The organism is Paenibacillus lignilyticus (genome assembly GCF_017942085.1).
GTDB classification, from domain to species: domain Bacteria; phylum Bacillota; class Bacilli; order Paenibacillales; family Paenibacillaceae; genus Paenibacillus_Z; species Paenibacillus_Z lignilyticus.
In genome coordinates this window covers 283811-303623 of sequence record NZ_JAGKSP010000004.1, presented here as the reverse complement: position 1 = coordinate 303623, position 19813 = coordinate 283811, and the positions used below count along the sequence as shown (strand labels likewise).

General features: G+C 50.3%; 19 protein-coding genes and 1 pseudogene. 1 reads left to right on the top strand and 19 read right to left on the bottom strand.

Annotation, left to right across the window (positions count from 1 at the left end):
• Positions 1-1166: 1166 nt before the first annotated feature.
• The 8 genes from I8J30_RS33080 to I8J30_RS13355 form a co-directional block, all read right to left on the bottom strand.
• Entirely contained in the window at positions 1167-2339 is a 1173-nt protein-coding gene (locus tag I8J30_RS33080) for an EAL domain-containing protein (protein ID WP_210655188.1), read from the bottom strand.
• Positions 2336-3418: a GGDEF domain-containing protein gene (locus tag I8J30_RS13385; protein WP_210655190.1), complete on the bottom strand. Its 1083-nt coding sequence runs from the start codon at positions 3416-3418 to the stop codon at positions 2336-2338. The genes I8J30_RS33080 and I8J30_RS13385 overlap by 4 nt, the downstream gene beginning before the upstream one ends.
• Positions 3419-3420: 2 nt before the next feature.
• On the bottom strand, positions 3421-3822 hold the full coding sequence (locus I8J30_RS13380; RefSeq protein ID WP_210655192.1) for a hypothetical protein: 402 nt from the start codon (positions 3820-3822) through the stop codon (positions 3421-3423).
• A 148-nt stretch (positions 3823-3970) separates the two neighbouring features.
• A complete protein-coding gene (gene phoU / locus I8J30_RS13375; RefSeq protein ID WP_210655193.1) occupies positions 3971-4630 on the bottom strand; it encodes a phosphate signaling complex protein PhoU in 660 nt (219 codons plus the stop codon).
• 22 nt (positions 4631-4652) lie between these two features.
• Positions 4653-5411 (bottom strand): phosphate ABC transporter ATP-binding protein PstB, encoded by a 759-nt coding sequence (pstB, locus tag I8J30_RS13370; protein WP_091214214.1) that lies wholly within the window; start codon positions 5409-5411, stop codon positions 4653-4655.
• 15 nt (positions 5412-5426) lie between these two features.
• Complete coding sequence (pstA, locus tag I8J30_RS13365) at positions 5427-6314, bottom strand: phosphate ABC transporter permease PstA (RefSeq protein ID WP_210655195.1); 888 nt, start codon at positions 6312-6314, stop codon at positions 5427-5429.
• On the bottom strand, positions 6311-7249 hold the full coding sequence (pstC, locus tag I8J30_RS13360; RefSeq protein ID WP_091214209.1) for a phosphate ABC transporter permease subunit PstC: 939 nt from the start codon (positions 7247-7249) through the stop codon (positions 6311-6313). The genes pstA (I8J30_RS13365) and pstC (I8J30_RS13360) overlap by 4 nt, the downstream gene beginning before the upstream one ends.
• A 95-nt stretch (positions 7250-7344) precedes the next feature.
• A complete protein-coding gene (locus I8J30_RS13355; RefSeq protein ID WP_210655197.1) occupies positions 7345-8283 on the bottom strand; it encodes a phosphate ABC transporter substrate-binding protein in 939 nt (312 codons plus the stop codon).
• A 186-nt stretch (positions 8284-8469) separates the two neighbouring features.
• On the opposite strand from I8J30_RS13355, the gene I8J30_RS13350 reads away from it, so the two are divergent.
• Positions 8470-9390 carry a LysR family transcriptional regulator gene (locus tag I8J30_RS13350; RefSeq protein WP_210655199.1) on the top strand — a complete coding sequence of 307 codons (921 nt, stop codon included), beginning with the start codon at positions 8470-8472 and terminating at the stop codon, positions 9388-9390.
• Positions 9391-9451: 61 nt separating this feature from the next.
• Here I8J30_RS13350 and phoU (I8J30_RS13345) read toward each other — a convergent pair whose 3' ends face one another.
• From phoU (I8J30_RS13345) to I8J30_RS13300, 11 genes and pseudogenes are all read right to left on the bottom strand, one after another.
• On the bottom strand, positions 9452-10111 hold the full coding sequence (gene phoU / locus I8J30_RS13345) for a phosphate signaling complex protein PhoU (protein ID WP_091220157.1): 660 nt from the start codon (positions 10109-10111) through the stop codon (positions 9452-9454).
• Between the two features lie 35 nt (positions 10112-10146).
• Positions 10147-10917, bottom strand: a complete 771-nt coding sequence (pstB, locus tag I8J30_RS13340; RefSeq protein ID WP_091214203.1) for a phosphate ABC transporter ATP-binding protein PstB — start codon at positions 10915-10917, stop codon at positions 10147-10149.
• Positions 10918-11034: 117 nt separating this feature from the next.
• Positions 11035-11664 (bottom strand): methyl-accepting chemotaxis protein, encoded by a 630-nt coding sequence (locus I8J30_RS33680; RefSeq protein ID WP_420831225.1) that lies wholly within the window; start codon positions 11662-11664, stop codon positions 11035-11037.
• A gap of 78 nt (positions 11665-11742) precedes the next feature.
• Positions 11743-11886 (bottom strand): annotated as a pseudogene (locus I8J30_RS34215) (CBS domain-containing protein); the annotation flags it as partial.
• Positions 11887-12234: 348 nt separating this feature from the next.
• Positions 12235-13134 carry a phosphate ABC transporter permease PstA gene (gene pstA / locus I8J30_RS13330; protein WP_210655204.1) on the bottom strand — a complete coding sequence of 300 codons (900 nt, stop codon included), beginning with the start codon at positions 13132-13134 and terminating at the stop codon, positions 12235-12237.
• Between the two features lie 2 nt (positions 13135-13136).
• On the bottom strand, positions 13137-14078 hold the full coding sequence (gene pstC / locus I8J30_RS13325) for a phosphate ABC transporter permease subunit PstC (protein ID WP_091220154.1): 942 nt from the start codon (positions 14076-14078) through the stop codon (positions 13137-13139).
• Between the two features lie 85 nt (positions 14079-14163).
• A complete protein-coding gene (locus tag I8J30_RS13320) occupies positions 14164-15021 on the bottom strand; it encodes a phosphate ABC transporter substrate-binding protein (protein ID WP_091214197.1) in 858 nt (285 codons plus the stop codon).
• Between the two features lie 41 nt (positions 15022-15062).
• Positions 15063-16454 carry a stalk domain-containing protein gene (locus I8J30_RS13315; RefSeq protein WP_210655206.1) on the bottom strand — a complete coding sequence of 464 codons (1392 nt, stop codon included), beginning with the start codon at positions 16452-16454 and terminating at the stop codon, positions 15063-15065.
• Between the two features lie 284 nt (positions 16455-16738).
• A complete protein-coding gene (locus tag I8J30_RS13310) occupies positions 16739-17587 on the bottom strand; it encodes a hypothetical protein (RefSeq protein WP_210655207.1) in 849 nt (282 codons plus the stop codon).
• Positions 17588-17687: 100 nt separating this feature from the next.
• The gene (locus tag I8J30_RS13305; RefSeq protein ID WP_210655209.1) at positions 17688-18122 is read right to left on the bottom strand and encodes a hypothetical protein; all 435 of its coding nucleotides are present in this window, start codon (positions 18120-18122) and stop codon (positions 17688-17690) included.
• A gap of 137 nt (positions 18123-18259) precedes the next feature.
• Complete coding sequence (locus I8J30_RS13300; RefSeq protein ID WP_210655211.1) at positions 18260-19801, bottom strand: MDR family MFS transporter; 1542 nt, start codon at positions 19799-19801, stop codon at positions 18260-18262.
• Positions 19802-19813 lie beyond the last annotated feature (12 nt).

The following is a 19813-nucleotide window of genomic DNA, read 5'->3' as shown; positions in this document are numbered from 1 at the left end:
TGCGCAAACACAATATGCTGGAATCGGTACGCTAATAAAAAAGTGGCACAGGGTTTTCCCCTATACCATCGGATCACAAAATTGAATTCGTGATTAGATATCAGCACCGCTGAACGCTCGTTCTCCACACCTGCATCCACATGCATTCATCAGCTGCTCCATCTCTCGCACCGTGAGCCGCACTGCCTCATCCCGAATGCCGCGGATGCCGCATCTGGCGTGCCACGAGCTACCTGTGTACTGTATTCAATCTTTCGCATACCAAATTCCACTTTATTCCGCTCGCAACCTACCACATTTCATTCCGCACGCAACCTTCCACATTTCATTCCGCGTGCCGCCACAACTCCCGGTTCACATGCCGCGAAAATCTAACGAATCGTAGAAGCCTTATTTCGTCGTTTTTCTCGTCTCTGGGATTCTAACGAATCGTAGAAGCCTTATTTGAAGGAAATCGGCTCCAAAACGACTAAAAACCATCAAATAACGCCGCTACGATTCGTTAGAATTTTTTTGGAGCTATTTTGGGGCAAATAAGGCCTGTACGATTCGTTAGAGAATCATGCCCCGAAACTCCCATGCCACTTGCTGCACTCCATCGCTGGCCGTTCGCCGCACTGCCTCATCGCGAATGCCGCATCTGGCGTGCCACGAGCTGCCTGTGTACTGCATACAATCTTTCGCATACCAAATTCCACTTCATTCCGCTCGCAACCTACCACATTTCAATCCGCATGCCACCACACCTCCCAATTCATAGGCCGCGAAATTCTAACGAATCGTAAAAGCCTTATTTCACCGTTTTTCTCGTTTCTGGGAAATCTAACGAATCGTAAAAGCCTTATTTGAAGGAAATCGGCTCCAAAACGACTTAAAACCATCAAATAACGCCGCTACGATTCGTTAGAATTTTTTTGGAGCTATTTTGGGCAAATAAGACCTGTACGATTCGTTAGAGAGCCGGCCCCGCAACTCACATGCCGCTTTGCCTCGCAATACATGCCGCAACTCACGTGTTGCTGCGCGTATCCCCTAGCTGGATACATGAAGTTCGCAAACTGAGGAGGTATAGCGGCACGTGAATGAGCGCGGCGAGGGAGTGCAGCACGTGGGCGGCTGCACGCCTTGCAACTTTTACGCGATAATCCCCCATTCACTTCAAGTTGCTACGCAATGGAAGGCTGCGGCCTGCCAAGTAAGTACCCTTGTGCGTAATGGACGCCGATGGACTTGATATAGCGAAGCTCGCTCTCTACCTCGATCCCTTCCGCTACCAGCGAGATGCCCATTTTGGCGGCCAGCTCCGTAAACGTTTGGACCAGATGGGCCTTCATGCTATCCTGATGGATGCCATGAATGAGGGAGCGGTCGATTTTGATATAATCCGGCTCCAGCTCTACAATGGACTGCAGGGAAGAATATCCAGCCCCCGCATCGTCGATGGCGATCTGATAGCCTTGCGTACGATAATGCTGCAAAATCTTCTTCGCCGCGCCGAAATCCTCAATGGAGCTGCGTTCCGTAATTTCAAACACGACATGATGCGGAGACAGCCCGTATTGCTCGAGCAGCAGCATCGTCCGCCCTGTAGTGAAGGAAGGGTCATTCATGATCTTGGCCGTGATATTGATAAACAGCTTCTGCCCTGCCGATAAGCCTGCGCTTCCTTCGATCGCACGCTCCCGAGCCAGCCGGTCCAGTGAATAAGTCAGCCCCTCTTCCGAGGCAAAATCAAACAGCTGCAGCGGTCCGTCAAACCAGCGTCTATCGGGCAAGCGAGAAAGCGCCTCATATCCGTATGCAGCCTCGGTCCCGCATTGCAGCGAGATTATGGGCTGATAAACCGGATGAATGAGCCGCTCCATGAGAATGTGCTCCAGCGCTCTGCGCTTCAAGCTGCGTTCCGTTGCGCCGGTAGGCTGTCCGTGAATGATCGCGCGTTTAATGCCATCATACAACCGCTCCTCCTCCGACAAAATGCTGCCATTCAAGAAGGAAACACCTGCATGAAGCTTGAGTTCCGGAATCGCACCGCCGAACTCAGCGGCCATAAACCGCTCTTCCCAGTCGAGCTTCAGTCTGCTGCCTAACGTCAACAGTTCCTCTTCCGGTGACCTGAAACGTGAAGGAGGAAGGGCCAGGCATACAAACAGGTCATCGCGCATCCATAGCTTCGAAAGTCCGGTTGCACTGACAGCATTTTGCTCCGTCATCACCTGTTCGGCGAAACGACGCCACTTGGCATCCAGCTTCACCTTTACGTCTTCCTGCTCAATTGCTTTGCCTTGCCAAGCGAAATATATAATGCCCATCTGATTGGTTTCCCTAGTTACTGTCACGTTGTTCCCTCTCCCAGCTGCTCTCCGAATACATCGCTTGCCACGTAGGCACTGCCGCGAATTCCTTTCGCCTGCTTCTTTACCCGCGCCGCCGCTTGCGAAATAACGGCTGTCGTTAACGGAATGGCCCCATTCCAGCTGAGCAGCGACAGCGATAAAGTGACGCCTTCTTGCTGCACCGCCACTCCGCTGCGATCAACAACGCTCAATACTTCCGCTGGCCCGTAATAGGCTTTAACGCCGCTATCGAACCTTGCAAGCAGCAGACGGCACAGCTTCTCCGACTCCAAGCGATCGGTCAGCATGATGAAATCATCCCCGCCGATATGGCCGATAAAATCATCCCGTTTCCCGCCAACCTGCGCCACCTCCTGCAGGACGGATGCAAGAAAACGGATCAACGCATCCCCTTGGCTGAAGCCGAAGCAATCATTAAACCATTTGAAATAATCCAAATCCGCATAAATAATCGTGAATGGCCTGCCTGCATCGATCCGTCGCTGCATTTCGCGCTGAATGGACGCATTGCCAGGCAGACCCGTAAGCGGGTTCGCAGTCCGCGCTTCCTCCGTGCGCAGCTGCGTCATGCACTCCAGAATCGAGCGGACCGATGCCGCGCCTACAAATTTGTCGCCTCGCGTAATAAGGACGAGATGATAGAGGCGGGAAATATCCCTGGCCATCGCAAGCTGTACCACTTGCTCCACCGGCAGCTCCGCATCAACGACAAGCGCTTCCTTGTCCATAATTCGGGCAATCGCCCGATTCCAATAGAGCGGCAGACCAAATTGCCCTGCCAGCAGCTGATTCATATTTTCTTTCATGACAAGCCCAATCGGCCTGCCTTCTTGTACGACAACCGCGCCTTGAATATGCGGATTGGATTCGAACATGCGCGATAGGTCGGAAACAAGCGAGCCCGGGGCAAACATCGGTACCGTCTTGGCTAAAGAACCTATCGACACCGACGAGGGGACGCTGCTGAAGAACACTTCCTGCCGGTGCTTCTGCTGTTCATCACGCTCGCCCGACCTGAGACTGATCACCATCTCGCTGGCTTCCTTGATTGCTTCATACATACTCACTTCCATGGAGCGGCCATTTGCCCTGAAGGAAAGGAAACGGCATACCCTACCGCAAACTCCGGTTTTCCATCCGGTTCTTTCAGGCTGCCGATCCGAATAGCCTCGAAAGATTTGCATAATTTCTCTTTCAAATGATCGATTCCAAGTCGAAGCTTTGACGCCAGTCCCTCAGCCCCCGCCAGGCCGCAAGCTAAGAAATAAAACCGGTCATCCCCCATCGTGCTGTTCCACACGAGCCCATCCTGTTCGTTCACCCATTCATTCAAGACTTCATCAACCGCGGCAGGCGTGCCCTGAAGCAGCTGTAAGGCAATCACACCAATGCCATCATGATGCCAACTTTCCTGTAAACGATGCAGCATTGTTTTGTCTAATAATCCGTAGCTGATTTCGTTCATATGAATCCCTCTTAGGCCTGAGTCTTTTTGACTATCCCATAAGTTCCATTGTAGGAATAAAGTGTGATGGAAGTATTGTCCTATTGTTAACTCCACGTAAAAAAACCGGTATCGCGCATCATGCGCAGCACCGGCTTATACCTATGAATTACATATTCAAATCGGGTCGTTTGCCTGTCACGAGAAAAACGACGCTTTCGCCGATATTCGTGGCATGGTCGGCGATCCGCTCGATATAACGGCCGACGAAGCTGATCAAGCTGGCTTGCGAAATCGTCTTCGGATTCTCGATCATCACGGCGAACAACTCACGGATCACTTCCGCGAACAGCGCATCCACTTGATCATCGTCCTTGGCCATCTTGCAGGCGAGATTTACATTTTCCTGTACGTAGGATTGGATGGATTCACGAATCATTTGGCCGGTAATCTCGGCCATGCGCGGTAGATCAACCAACGGTTTCATGAGCGTCTGCCCTTCAAGGCGTACGACGACCTTCGCGATATCGACCGTCAGATCGCCCATCCGCTCCAGATCAGCCGCCATCTTGAAGGCGATCAGGATGCGGCGCAAATCCTTCGCGACCGGCTGCTGCGTAGCAATCATACGAGCACCGATCTCGTCGATGCTCTCTTCCAGTCGATTAAGCCTAATATCCTCCGCAATAATAATGCGTGCCGCTTCAACGTCTAACTCCTCGAGCGCCTTCATCGCGCCGGCTAATCCCGTTTCAACGCGGTTACCCATCTCAATGAGCTTCTGTTTCAGCAGCTCTAACCCTTCGTCCAGCTCTTTTCGCTTGATCATCTGCGTCGCCTCCTGCGATGGATTACCCGAAACGGCCCGAGATGTAATCATCGGTAGCTTTCTCGGATGGATTCGTGAAGATTTTGTCCGTTTGATCATACTCCACGACTTTGCCCATATAGAAGAACGCGGTCTTGTCCGACACCCTTGCCGCTTGATGCATATTGTGAGTTACGATGACGATGCTGAAATCCTGCTTCAGCTCCGAAATCAGCTCTTCCACCTTCGCAGTCGATACCGGATCGAGTGCTGAAGCGGGTTCATCCATCAAGATGACTTTCGGTTTAACGGCGATCGAACGCGCGATGCACAGACGCTGCTGTTGACCGCCTGAAAGTGCAAGCGCGGAGTTGTGAAGCCGGTCCTTCGTTTCATCCCAAAGTGCTGCCTTGCGTAAGCAGTCCTCCACGATTTCGTCCAGCTGCTTCTTGTTCCGTACGCCATGGTAACGCGGTCCGAAAGCAATATTTTCATAAATGGATTTATGAAACGGGTTCGGACGCTGCCAAACCATGCCGATCTTCTGGCGCAGTTGAACGACATCGACGCCGGCCTCGTTCACATTCTCGCCATCCATCCAGATCTCTCCGGATGTGCGGACACCGTCAATCGTATCATTCATCCGGTTCAAGCTGCGCAGAAATGTAGATTTACCGCAACCTGAAGGCCCGATCAATGCCGTTACTTCACGCGCGGCGAATGCGAGCGATACGCCTTTGATTGCTTCTTTCTCTCCATAGAATACATGAAGATCTTTGGCTACCAATCCTTCTGTTTGCATGTTCGTCACCCTTCCCTATTTGGTTGCCGTAAATCTACGATGCAAATATCTTCCAAACCATCTGGCGGAGAAGTTGAACAAGAGAACCATGATGAGCAAGACGGCAGAAGCACCTGCAGCGATTTCTGCGGCATCCGGAGCCAAGCCTTCACTGTTGATTTTCCAAATATGCACCGCCAGCGTCTCTGCCGGACGGAACGGATTCAGCGGGGAGAATGGGCTGAGCGGATTCCAATTCGTGAAATCCAGGCGCGGCGAGCTCATGCCGGCAGTGAACAGCAGCGCAGCCGCTTCACCGAATACACGGCCCGAAGCAAGAATGGTACCTGTGACAATCGTCGGCATTGCGATCGGCAGCATAACCGATGTGATCGTCTTCCAGCGCGATAAGCCAAGCGCCAAGCTCGCTTCCTTCTGCTCGCGCGGCACACCGCTGAGCGATTGCTCTGTAATTCGAACCATAAGCGGCAGGTTGAATACGGTCAGCGCAAGCGCGCCGGAGAACAGCGAGAACCCGAAGCCGAATAAGTTTACAATAACTAGGAGTCCAAACAAACCAACGACGATCGAAGGGAAAGACGAAAGCACTTCGACGACCAAACGAATGGAATCCGTAAGACGGCCCGGCTTTGCGTATTCACTCATATAGATCCCGGCACCAAGTCCGAGCGGGATTGTGATGATCAAGGTCAATACAAGCAAGAACAAGGAGTTAAAGAGCTGCGGTCCGATACCGCCTCCGGCCTTAATGGTTTGAGGTGCGGAGGTCAGGAAATCGAAGCTGATATGGCCTATTCCGCGGAAAAGGATAAAACCGAGCAATCCCGCCAAAATAAGAACGATAAGTGAGGCGACGGCGATAATAACGCCTGTGGCAAGCCGATCTGCGGTTTTGGCGTTCATCGTTGGTTTCTCCTTTCCAGGAAGCGGACTATGAATACAAAGACAAAGGTCATGCTAAGCAGAATGAGCGCGAGCGACCACAAGACATTGTTGTGCGTGGAGCCCATAACGGTGTTACCCATATCGAGTGTGATGACACTCGTCAGCGTCGAAGCTGATTCAAACAAGGAATGCGGGATATGAGGCGAGTTACCGATGACCATTTGTACAGCCAATGCTTCGCCAAAGGCCCGGGACATCCCCAGAACAACCCCCGTTAAGAGCGATGGCAGCGTGGTTGGCAGTACAATGCGGTAAATCGTCTGCCAGCGTGTAGCACCAAGCGCGTAAGAAGCTTCCTTCAGCCCGCGAGGTAATGCAGCCAGCGCATCCGTGGCAATCGTCGTTACAGTTGGCAAAATCATAAGCGAGAGCACGATGGATCCCGCCGCAATTCCGATACCTTGGCCCGGGAATAAAGCCCTTAGGGCCGGTACAACAATACTCAGTCCGACAAATCCGAATACAACAGATGGAATACCGGCTAGCAGCTCAATAACGGGCTGCAGCACCTTTTTGCCGACACCGGGCATAATTTGCGTCATAAACACGGCCGCGCAGATACCAAGCGGTGCCGCGAGCAACGCTGCAAGAAGCGAAGTACTGAATGATCCGAAGATGAATGGCAATGCGCCATAAAGCGGAATATCACCTTCCGGATCCCATTTCAAGCCGCTTAGCAGCCCGCCGAGGCTCACGCCATCCATAATAAACGTAGTCAAACCGCGGGAAGAAACGAAATAGACAATAGCTGCAATCGTGATCACGAGGACTAGAATACACAGCGTTGTATATACTTTACCTACCCATTCCTCCATGACGTGCGGTTTCACAATAGCTCTTGTTGACTTCCCCGTTTGAATCCGTTTCTTATCTGTACGAGCGGGCTGCTCCATGAATGTTCTCTCCTTCAACTAGCATTCTCATGACAGGCAATTAGAGGCGGAGTGTATCCACCTCTAATGACTGTGCTATTTGTTTAGGGTTTTACTTATTTCGTGATTTTGCCGTCAACATCGCGTTTTACTTCCATTTTGCTCATTGGGATGTAACCAAGTTCCACAACATCAGCGTTTTGAATCTCGTCGCTGGTCATGTAGTCCAGGAATGCTTTAGTTGCTGCATCCGGCTCGCCTTTTGTGTACATGTGCTCGTAAGCCCATACCGGATAAGTGCCTATTACAATGTTTGCTTCTGTAGCTTCTACGCCTTCATATTTCACTGTTTTTACAGTGTCGTCGATGTAGGAAAGGGCAAGGTAACCGATAGCGCCGGGTGTTTCGGCAACAAGCTTCTTAACGGTACCTGAGGAATCTTCTTGGATGGAGCCTTTAACGTCTTCGGATTTCGTACCCAGTGCGTATTTCTCAAATGTTTTACGAGTGCCTGAGCTGCCCGGACGGTTTACGATCGTTATTTTCTCATCTGCGCCGCCAACTTCTTTCCAGTTCGTCACTTTACCGGTGAAGATGTCTACAAGCTGTTGTTTTGTCAGGTTGTCTACCGCAATGTCTTTATTGACTACAGTTGCCATAGCGATAACCGCTACTTGATGGTCAACCAATTCTTTTGCTTTATCCGCATCCGCATCCGTGAACTTCTCTTCCGCGAAAATATCGGAGTTACCGATTGTTGCTTGACCGCCGGATACTTGAGTCAAGCCTGTGCCGCTGCCGCCGCCTTGAACTTGAACCGTGATGCCCGAGTATTTCGCGTCTTCCATGAACTTCTTGGAAACTTGCTCAACAAGCGGTTGAAGAGCTGATGAACCTGTTGCCAGAATCGATCCGCTCAAAGCTTCACCGGCGCCTGCGTTATTCGTACCGCTATTTTGTGAGTTGGTGTTCGTGCTCTCTTCATTCTTCGAGCCGCAAGCCGCCAAACCGATCGTCAACATAAGTGCTACAACAATTAGTAATGCCTTTTTCATTTCAGTTCGTTTCTCCTTCCGCTCCTGCGCGGTTATTTGTTTTACAAGACTTAGTATAGATGTCCCGTATTAATCTGATATTTTCGAAGTGTTAACGCAATGCAAAAACTACATAGAGGAATTGTATAAATACACTGCTTACTATAGAATTATTGAATACCAAATCGAAACTGGAGCGTTATTATTATGAATATATTAAGATTGCAGATTTTGGTATTAATCGAGCGGCTCCGCAAAGTGACTGCAGTCGCCGATGAGCTTGGCATGAAGCAGCCTACGGTGAGCTTTCATATGAAGAAACTCGAGGAAGAATGGGGAATGCCGCTCTTCGAGATGAAAACAGGAAAGGTGATGCTTACGGAATCCGGCAAGCTGCTGTATCAGTATGCCGAAGGCATTGACCGCCTCTATCGCGAGGCTCAGGAGCGTTTCGCTTCTTACCGTCGGCAAGGGAAACATCAATTCGTCATCGGCTGTACAGACGCGGCTTCCTCCGTCCTATTTAGCGGGAATTGGTATCGTCTCGCAGAAGAGGCTTCTACTTTACAAATCAACCTCATTACCGATCAAACCAACCGCCTGCTCGAGCAGCTTCATACAGGGAAACTTGACCTTATTGTGTTTGGGGATTCTCCGCTTTATGAACGGGAGCTGCAAGGCTGCCAATCGGAACTGCTGCTTGAGGACCGGCTCTCGCTGTTTACGACTAAATCCCATCCCCTGCTTGATGCACAACAGGGAGGCACCGCATCATCTTATTTGCTTCAAGGTCAGTCTTATGTAAAGCTTGCCGATCCATCCATTGAGGAAGCGGTTAGCAGCTGGTTCGCGAAGGAACAGCTCAAACTTAGCAGTCCGCTTTCGACGGATCGGATCGATTTGGCTTTGAATGCGGTCCGAGCCGGTTCTTTGCTGGCGCTGCTCCCCAGCTCCGCAGCTCTTCCATTGTCCGGAGGTATTCTTCGGCTCCCTCTTCCCGGCCAGCAGCAAAGCTGGAAGCTGGTTGCAGCCTGGCGCTCGGATTATTGGAATCCGGTACAGCAGCAGCGCATGGTCGCTTTGCTTAAAGAGCTCCCTAAACTGCAAAAAACAGCCGATTCGAAGTAAAGTTTCGCTTCGAATCGGCTGCTTTGGGGTATGCTATTTAGAGTTATAAGTGCTGAGTGAATCAGGAGTTAAGATCCGGTCTTGAACCTGTTACCAAGTACACGACCGATTCCCCAATGTTCGTTGCATGATCCGCGAAACGTTCGATGTAACGTCCGACGAAGCTAAGCAGGTTGGCTTGGGAGATCGTTTTCGGATTTTCCATCATGAGCGAGAACAGCTCGCGGATGATTTGCGAATAAAGCGCATCGACGAGATCATCGTCTTTAGCCATTTTGTAGGCCATGTTGACATTCTCTTGAACGAACGATTGTATCGCTTCATAAGTCATCATCTGCACGATCTGCGTCATTCGAGGCAAATCGATCAACGGTTTGATCAATACTTGCCCTTCCAGTCTCAGCACGACTTTTGCTACGTCTACTGCCAAATCGCCCATCCGCTCCAAGTCGGAGGCAATTCGGAAAGCGACCAGGATACGTCTTAAATCCTTAGCAACCGGCTGCTGGGTGGCAATCAGCATCGCGCCTAATTCCGAAATTTTTTCTTCGATTTTGTTGATCGATTTGTCATCTTGAATGATTTGCTTGGCTGCAGGCACATCGATCGTTTCCAATGCGTTCATCGCCTTCGCGATAACCGCCTCTACGCGTTGACCCATATCTACGATCAGCTCGTTCAATTCCTCGAGTCCATGATCAAATTCTTTGCGCTTCGTCATCATCACTTAAATGCTCTCCCTCTGTGGTTTAGGAATTAGCCGAATCGGCCGCTAATATAGTCTTCCGTGCGTTGATCGCGTGGATTGGAAAACAGTTTCTCCGTCTCCGAGAACTCCACTACTTCACCATTGAGGAAGAATACCGTCTGATTAGAAACACGTGCCGCTTGATGCATGTTGTGCGTGACCATGACGATTGTATATTTATCTTTCAGCTCTTGTGCCAGTTCTTCGATCTTCAGTGTCGAGATCGGATCAAGTGCGGAAGTCGCTTCATCCATAAGCAGAATATCAGGGTTAACGGCAATTGCACGCGCAATACAGAGACGCTGCTGTTGTCCGCCGGAGAGGCTAAGCGCCGAACGCTTCAGATAATCCTTGACTTCATCCCACAATACTGCGGAACGAAGACTGGATTCCACGATTTCGTCGAGCTTCTGTTTGCTGCGAATGCCGTGCAAACGCGGGCCGTAGGCAACATTATCATAGATGGATTTCGGGAATGGATTCGGCTGTTGGAATACCATGCCGACTTTCTTGCGCAGTGTTTCCACATCCACTTCTTTCGAATAGATGTCCGCACCGCCGATTGTGATCTTGCCTTCGATTCTTGTGCCTGGAATCATATCATTCATCCGGTTAAGCGTACGAAGCAGCGTCGATTTCCCGCAGCCCGAGGGCCCGATGAAAGCCGTGATCGCTTTCTCCGGAATATCCATCGTTACGTCCTTCAAGGCGTGGAATTGTCCATAATGTAAATTTAATTTATGAATATCTATCAAAGTCTGGGAAGCTGTTGATTGCATGGCATATTCCTCCGTATTGGGTGGACTTCTTAACCGTCCGTTTCAGGCCTTCCTTGAACTAGGATAGCGTGAATTTGTTTATCGAATATGTTCGTTTTGTAAACGCAGTATTAAAATTCACTCTTTCACTTGCAAATCCTGGATCAAATGCTTCATTTGCTCCGTTACGCGCTGCGATTGCAAATACGCTTGGTTCGACAGCCTTCCGATCTCGCCGGAGCTGTCGCTGCTTCCTGCGGCTGCATGGAACAGCTGCTGGAATACGTCCGCCGCTTCTTTTATGTATATTTGGCTCGTATCTGCTTCCGTCTTGCCCAAGCTAACCAGATGAACCGTTTCTTTGACCGCTTCCATAATGGAGCCAATCATGCGATTGATATCCTCTGCGGACTCCTTCGTCTGCGTAGCAAGCTTACGAACCTCATCGGCAACAACCGCGAATCCTCTGCCATGCTCGCCGGCACGAGCAGCTTCGATCGCTGCGTTAACCGCCAGCAAATTGCATTGATCCGCTAAGCCGCGAATCAGCTTCGACACCTTGTCAATCGATCCGGCACGATCCTGCAGATCGCTGATTTGGTTTTCCTGAACGTCCGTGCGTTTCGTCAGATTATGAAAGGCCATCGATACTTTATCGAGCTCGTTCTTGCCTTTGAGCGTCAATTCCAGCATTTCTCCGGACATCGATTCGCCTAACAGAGAAGCTTCCTGCACATGGACGATAGAACGATCGATTTCTTCGATCATCACTTCTGCACCGCGTATCATGTTCACTTGAGCTTTTACGCTCCGCTGCTGGAGCAATCGGGACATTTTCAGTAAATCCGCCATGGTCAGCATGCCGATAAATCGATCATTCTCCGTAACAAGTACACAATCGTACAACGTTTTCTCTTCACGTCCAAGCGCGCGGTCAAGCAGCTCCTGCATGGAAATCCCTTGATTCACGATAAGCGGCTGACGATCCATCAGCTTCGCAATCGAACGGCCGTAATACAGCTCTCTGCCGAATCGATGCGTCTGAATGATCGTGAGTTTATTTCGCATAACAAGTCCAATCGGCCGGTCCATGTCATCGCAAACTACGACACATTCATGATCCGGTGTTAACGCGAATTGCGAAATGACATCCTGGCAAGTATGAGATACGTTCACGATTGCTGCTTCCCTAATGAAAGCTGTCAATAATGCATGATCTGAAGTCGTTACCTGTCCTTCTGCAGTCGGCATATTCATAAGCCGTTCTTCAGTTGTCAGCCGTTCCAATACAGCAATTGTCATGCATATCTCTCCTTTCAATTCGGCAAGCTTGCTGGTTTAACGTGTTCTGCGCGCATTCAGCCACAGCGGCAAACGGAAGACGATATTAATGAGCAGAACGACGAAGACAAGAACGGCAGCCGCTTTCTCCGCAATAAGCTGCGCATCAGGGACGATGGCTTCCGATTGTACATACCAAAGGTGAACCGCAAGCGTGGCACCCGGGGAAAACAGGCTAAAATCCCACATTTCGCCGGAGGAAGATACACCGGCAGTCAGGATGATAACGGCACTCTCTCCGAAGGCGCGGCCCGCGGTCAGACAGATACCGGTAATAATCCCGTTCAATGCAACCGGAATAAGGACGCTGCGGATCGTTTGCAGATGCGTGCTTCCGAGCGCGAACGATGCATGCTTCATTTCCTTCGGTACCGCACGAATCGCTTCTTCCGTTACCCGGGTCAGCACCGGCAGGTTCAAGAAAGCCAAGCTGACGGCACCGCCAATGATCGTAAGCCCAATATCGAATGCTTCCACGAACAATGCGATACCGAACAGACCGAAAATAATCGAAGGCACGGAAGCGAGTCCTTCCACGCAAATCCGAATAAAGGCGATAAACTTCGTGGCAGGCGCGAACTCAGCCAAGTAAATACCGGCTGCCATCCCGAGCGGGATTGAAATCACAAGTGAAATCGCAAGCACATAGAACGAATTGAAGATTAACGGCCCGATACCGCCGCCTTCGTCAATCTCACTCGGCAGCCCGTACAAGAAGCCCCAGTCGAGCTCCGGCAGCCCTTTCTGCAAGATTAGAAATAACAATCCGCATATAAACAGAATGGTGCACATCCCGATAATCCACACCACTGAGGTAAATAGCCTGTTGCTCAGGTGATTGAATCCTTTGCCTGCCTCAAACGGATTCGGAACCGATGTTCCTTTGCCATTACTCATCGTTATGATTTCACTCCTCTGCCTTGGAATAGCCTTACGATTACGATCATGAGGAGCGAGATAATGAGCAGGATAAAGCCCATCATATATAGCGCGTAGTTCCATGCGGAATCAAACGGGACATTCGCGATTTGCATGACGATATTACTCGTCAATACAGCCGTCGGCTTGAACAGTGCATCCGCCAGCTGAGGGGTATTGCCGATAACCATAACGACGGCCATCGTTTCGCCGATCGCACGTGCCATGCCCAGAATGACGGCATACAGGATACCGCTTTTCGCGGCAGGGAGTACGACTCTGACAATCGTTTGGAACCTGGTGGAGCCTAGGGCATAGGAAGCATCCCGGAATTTCTTCGGAACCGCTACGATGGAATCGTCCGTGATCCGGCTGATGGTCGGCAACGTCATAATGGTGAGCACGATAGCTGCGGCCAGAATGCCATCGCCCATATTCGTTCCTGTTACGGTACGAAGCATTGGAATGAGAACGGTCATACCCAGAAAACCATAAACGACAGAAGGAATACCGACGAGCAAATCAAGTACTGGACGCAGCATCGTCTTCAGCCATGCCGGCGTCATTTCGGATAAGAAAATTGCAATTATGACAGACAGCGGTACGGAAATCACCATTGTCAGCAGTGTTAAGGCGAACGTACCGAAAATAAAGATAAATGCGCCGTATTGATCATTCTCAGGTACCCATTCCGTAGAGAAGAAGAAATCTTTCACGGAAACCGTCTCGAACGTCAGTACGCCCGTGCGGCCCATCAGAAACAAAATCGAGAATAGAATGACACATACGAAGACAGCACTTGCGATACAGATGATGCGGAACGTACGGTTATAGAACGAAAGCCGTGCTTTGCGGCTGAATTTGCGACCCGATGAATGTTCAAGGCTACGTCCCAATTCGCTGGACACAGGGATGTCAATCATGCTCATGACGCTGCTCTCCTTTCAAGTGTTCAAAGTTAGAGCCGGCCTCGCAGTTGCTAATGCGATAAGCCGGCTCCGCTGCATCTTATTTCATGGCCGAGATCGGGATAAATTTAAGCTTCTTCAGCGATCCGGTTTGGAACTTTTTGCTTTGTACGTAGTCGATGAACGCTTTCGTTGCGCCGGTTGGCTGGCCTTTTGTCATGTAGTAGCCGTAGCCCCACACCTTGTAAGTACCGTTGATTACGTTAGCTTCTGTCGGTGCAACGTTGTTGATTTTCACTGCGGTCATTTTGCTTGTCACATACACAAGGTCGATATAACCGATTGCGTTTGGCGTCGTTTCGATGGCAGTTTTCATATCGCCGCTCGATTTTACTTCTTTATAGTTGGAGCCTTTTGTCATGAAATCCGTACCATTGAGCGCCTTGATTTGGAAGTTGACGCGCGTACCGGAACCGAATGCGCGGTTGACCACGATAATGTCTTTATCCGCTCCGCCGACTTCTTTCCAGTTGGTGATTTTACCGGAGAAAATGCCTTGCAGCTGTGCAGTGGACAAGCTGCTTACGCCTACATTGCTGTTCGTGATTGCCGCGAAAGGAATAACAGCTACTTTATTGGCAACTTGACCTGTGAACGCTTTGAAACCAGGTACATCTTTCGTTGCATCCCAGTCTACCGCGCCGATGTCTGCAATGCCTTTACGTACCGATTGAGGACCCGTGATGGAACCTGCAGCCGATGCGGAAATTCTGACTTTCGGGTTGAGCTTCTTGAACTCGTTGGCTGCTTGCAGCGTCAGCGGCAGAAGCGCCGATGAACCGTTGATAACGATACGGCCGCTCAATTTGCTGGATGCGCTCGCAACGGATACGGAACCGAATGCGACTGTAAGCGCGATAAGGGCGAAGCTTAAGCTTTTAAACCATTTTGTTTTCATCTGTGGAAGTTCTCCTCTCAATTTAGAACGCTAAGATTGAATTAGTTCGTTACTTTCTTCAGGCCGCTGTCCGACTTCACATAAACGGCATCGTCGATTACGAATGCGATTGGCGTTCCGGGTGCGGCTACAACTTCGCTTACGTTGCCTTCTAGTTTGCCAAGCGTCGTTACTGCCCCTGTAGCGATGTTTACTTCGTAAGCGCTTGTTACGTCCGCGGAATCCGCAAGAGCGTAAATTTTGTCGCCGACTACGATAGCTTGCAATACATCTTTATCGCCGATCAGCTTCGTTACTGTTTTGTCCAGTGCCACGGCTACGAGCGAAGATGGCTTGTTGTCTTCAACGCTTACGTAGAACGCTTTGCTGCCGTCTGCCGCTCCGCCTACGAACACTTTGTCATCTGTTGTCGTCGTCAGTTTTACAGGCTTGCTGTCTTTCACCGAGAAATCAAAGCTGTACAGCTGCGGCTCCGTACCCGTGTTGTCGATTGCCACATCGTCATCATCAACCGGTTTGTTGGCATCGGCAGTTACGGCGCCCGGCTTGATAACCGTGTAGAAGAACTTCTTGCCGTCAGCGGAAACAGCCAGTCCGGATTTATAATCCACTTTGTCGTCCAAAACTTTCGTAATTACGCCATCGGCAACGTTCAACTTCGCGATGACGGAGCCTTTATCACCTTGGAGGAAGTAGATCGCGGAGCTGTCAGCCGACCAGACAAGCTCTGGTTTAATGGAGTTGTCTGTCGATACCGCTTTGGCAGCCGGAACCTTGCTGGTCAGATCGATGACATTTACGATGCCATCCCCATCTGTGTAAACAGCCAGCTTGCCATTAGGAGCTACAGTCAGGTCGGAAGCCGCTGTGGAAACCAGCAATTGCGTATATGCACCTGTGTGAGCGTTAACGATATAGTCGATACGGCCTTCTTCAGTCAATTGGGATGCCAGCAAACGATCTGCATCTATCCAACGAATGTCATCCGCGTGGACTTTAGCTACTGCATCAATTGCGATCAAGCCGGAAGCATCAGTCGAGGAATCAACACCAAACGCGCTTACAAAATCTTCGAGCGCTACATAATAGCTGCCGTTTACGCTTTGTACCGCTTGCTCTAAACTTATTGCCTCTCCGTCAACCAATGCAGCATTCGAACCTGCATGAAGCTCGATCGCGTGGTTGTTGAAATATGCCGTTACGCCCGATTTAACATTGACCATGAATTGCACGCCTGCCGCCGTTCCCAAATCTCTCAGTGCGTAAAGCACGGTATTGTTTGCTTGGATGGAACGGACATGGAATGCCGTGTCATTGATTGTGATATTTACCGTCGTTGCGTTTGTTACGGATGCGGCGGAGACTGCACTCACTGCCGAAGTACTCAGTGCTGCGGCAAGCGCGGAAATCATTAGCGTTTTTTTCATAGACATTTAGCTCGTATCACCCTTCTGGAATGGTTTATTGTCGTTTTCGTTATGTACAATTCTGATTATAAGTACCCATTGTAAAACGGCAGTTAATGGTGAGGCTGGTATTGTAAAGCAGCGGTTAATGTATTGTGAAGGATTTGTTAAGATGTGCCATTTGGCCTAATTGACCGGTTTAGACCATCGAAAGATTGGGTAAACGGCTTTCAACTTTCGACCGCACCAAAAAAGCCGCCTCTCCCGCCTGTCGGCATTGGAGAAACGGCTCTGTACTACGTGATGGAACCTTAAGTTGGCGTCGACTTGGTAAAGTTAATAATCTTGCTGGTCAGATAGCCCCCGTTGCTGATTCCGATTAGCCCAATAAGCTCCTCCGGCAATGCAGGGAAACTTTCAATCGCATCTAGGCCTTGCGTCATCAGAGTCGAGTAGATCGTAACGGAGTAAATCATTAACGCCATCATGGTAAAGAGGAACATCTGCACCTTGGCTATGTCGATGTAGGCATGGTTCTGCATTTCTTCCCCTTCAAAAATATCGCTGAACTGCGCGTCCTTGTAAGATGGGTTCGCATAGAGCGTCCCCTGCATGCTTGTTTCGATTTCCTGCGCACTCATGTTGTAGGCTTCCGCGGCACTTTGCACGAGCTGATTCTTAAGCGAGTCATCAATCGCACGGTTTTTCTTCGCTCCGTTAATCATGGGACTAAATATAGCCGACACGCTGCTGATGCCCATGAGGGCGAGCACAGTGGAGTCAAACTTGAGCTGCAGCGGATGTTCCGGATGGAGGGCGAGATTTCCTACAAGGATGGTAAAATAAGTCGATGTGAAGAGCACCGTCCACAGCGTAATCTGCAGCCTGGACAGACTCATGAGGTTTCGTTCATTAATCAGGATGCCTAGCGGATGGTTCAGCTTGCCCTTGCCAATGGCGATGATCATATAGAGCTCGCATAGAATGACAGCCGATAGATTATAGCCTTGAGACAGATACCAGGCACTGAGGAACGCAAGTACCAGCGCAACCGTGATATGTACCGTTACTTTAGTAGAATTCCATTGGGGCGGCGAGTTCGGCAGCGGATGAAGTCCATTTATTGCGGCCCTCGTGCGCGGACCTGCTTGGCTGGGCATATCTCTCCCTCCTCCTTTAGTCCCAATTTACCAGAAGGAGGGCGAGTATACTGTCAGTCGGTGAAGTCGAATTTTATTCATTTCGGAGAACTCGAGTCGGCTAATCGGTTTGATCAATCAGCCATTTGTTGTTCTCTTGCTTCAAGACGTACATGATCGTCGTAATCATCGGTTTCTTCTCTAATTTACTGTCCAGGTCTACATAAGCCACATATTCGCCGTATTGATTTTTGCCCACGTTGCGCAATTTGGCTTCGGATACTCGGAATCCGGGCGTAAACTCGCTAATTCTGGTTTTATAGCCGGATGTCAGGATCGCCTTATTGGCGGCATTATCCTCTTCGTTCATATAATTGATATTCCTGTTAATGAGCTTCACGCATTGTAAAATCTCACCTTCGTAGTCGCTCTCATCGATGTAGGTGACTTGCTTGCTATCCGAAGACGCACTCGGCTCCGCTTGAGCACGTTGTCCGAAAATAGCTGCAATGAGGATGAAAGCCAGCAGCGCGGGCGTTATTCGATTGCCGTTCATAGGTAAAAGCCTCCCTTTGTTATTCAATATGAACAAGAAGAGGCGATCTTAATCCAGTTCGATTCCTCCGCATATGCAAAATAAAAAAAGCTGTCTCGAACGTCGCGAGTTGCGCGTTCGGTGACAGCTCTTGTTCATTAATGCGAGGATGTGCCGTATTCGCTGCTTTCCGCCATGGCGTCGAGTTTCTGGCGTCCCATGAAGAAGGCGAATGCCAGCGCAAGCACGGATGGAATGATCGCCCACATGAAGGTGTAAGTGATCGAAGATGAAAGCGCGGCGACGATCTTATCCAGTACGTCAGCTGGGATCTGTTCTCTCGTTTCCGGTGTCAGAATGGCACGCGGATCGCTGAGATCCAGACCCGGCGGCAATGCCGCTGCGTCCCCTCCCGCACCGGCGAAGGAGTCTTTCAATTTATTCGTCATCACGTGACTTTGGACGATACCGAATACGGTAATGCCGATGGTCATCCCGAGCGAGCGAAGGAAGTTAAGCGTTGCGCTCGCAGCGCCGCGTTCCCTTGGGGAGAAGGAGTAGATGGCGGCGTTGCTAAGTACCGAGAACGATGCTCCGATACCAAGACCGACCAAAATCATAAACAACGTTACGATAAACCGCGTCGAATCGACGCCAAGCGTCGTAAGAAGCACGTTGCCCGCAACCAAGATCCCGAGTGTGGGAATCATGATGGAACGGAAGGTCATCTTCGTCATCAAGAAACCGCCGCCCGTCGCCGTAACGACCGTACCGAGCATCATCGGCAGCAGAACCATGCCGGCATTCGTTGCTTTTCCGCCGAGCACGCCTTGAATGAAGATCGGAATGTAAACGGAAGCCGTAATGAACGCCGCGCCGCTGAACATCGCAATCGCATTACTGCTCCAATACAGCCGTTTACGGAACATGTTGAACGAAATGATCGGCTCCGACACTTTACGTTCAATCATGATGAAGGCGATAAGCAATACGGCGAAGCCGGCGAACAAACCAAGAATCATGGAAGAATCCCATGCATACTTCTTGCCGCCCAGCTCAAGGGCGAACATAAGGCACACGATGCCCCCGACAAGCGTGAAAGCGCCGCCCCAGTCGATGCGCTGCTTGGCATGCTCGACCGATTCTTTATAGAAGATGGCAATCATAAGGAAAGCAATCAGTCCAAGCGGCAGGTTGATGTAGAAAATCCATTCCCATGCGATATAGTCTGTAATATACGCACCGAGAAGCGGTCCGAAGATACTCGACATACCGAACACGGCGCCGAATAGACCGCCAAGCTTACCGCGGCTCTCAAGAGGCACGGCATCGAACATAATGGTAAAAGCAATTGGAACGAGCGCTCCGCCGCCGATCCCTTGAATCGCGCGGTAAATACTAAGCTCGATAATGGAATGCGCGGTACCGCAAAGAATGGAACCGAGCATAAAGGTTAATATTCCGAAGATAAAGAACCGTTTGCGTCCATACATATCGGACAGTTTGCCGAAGATCGGCATGCCCGCCATCTCAGCAACCATATAAGCGGATGTGACCCATACAAATTTGTCCATGCCGCCGAGGTCATGAACGATCGTACCCATCGCCGTAGCTACGATGGTGTTGTCCATGGATGCCATAAGAATGCCGAGCAGCAAACCTGCGACAACGATGCCTACGTTACTTCGTTTTGCCATCATTTTGGTAGTTCC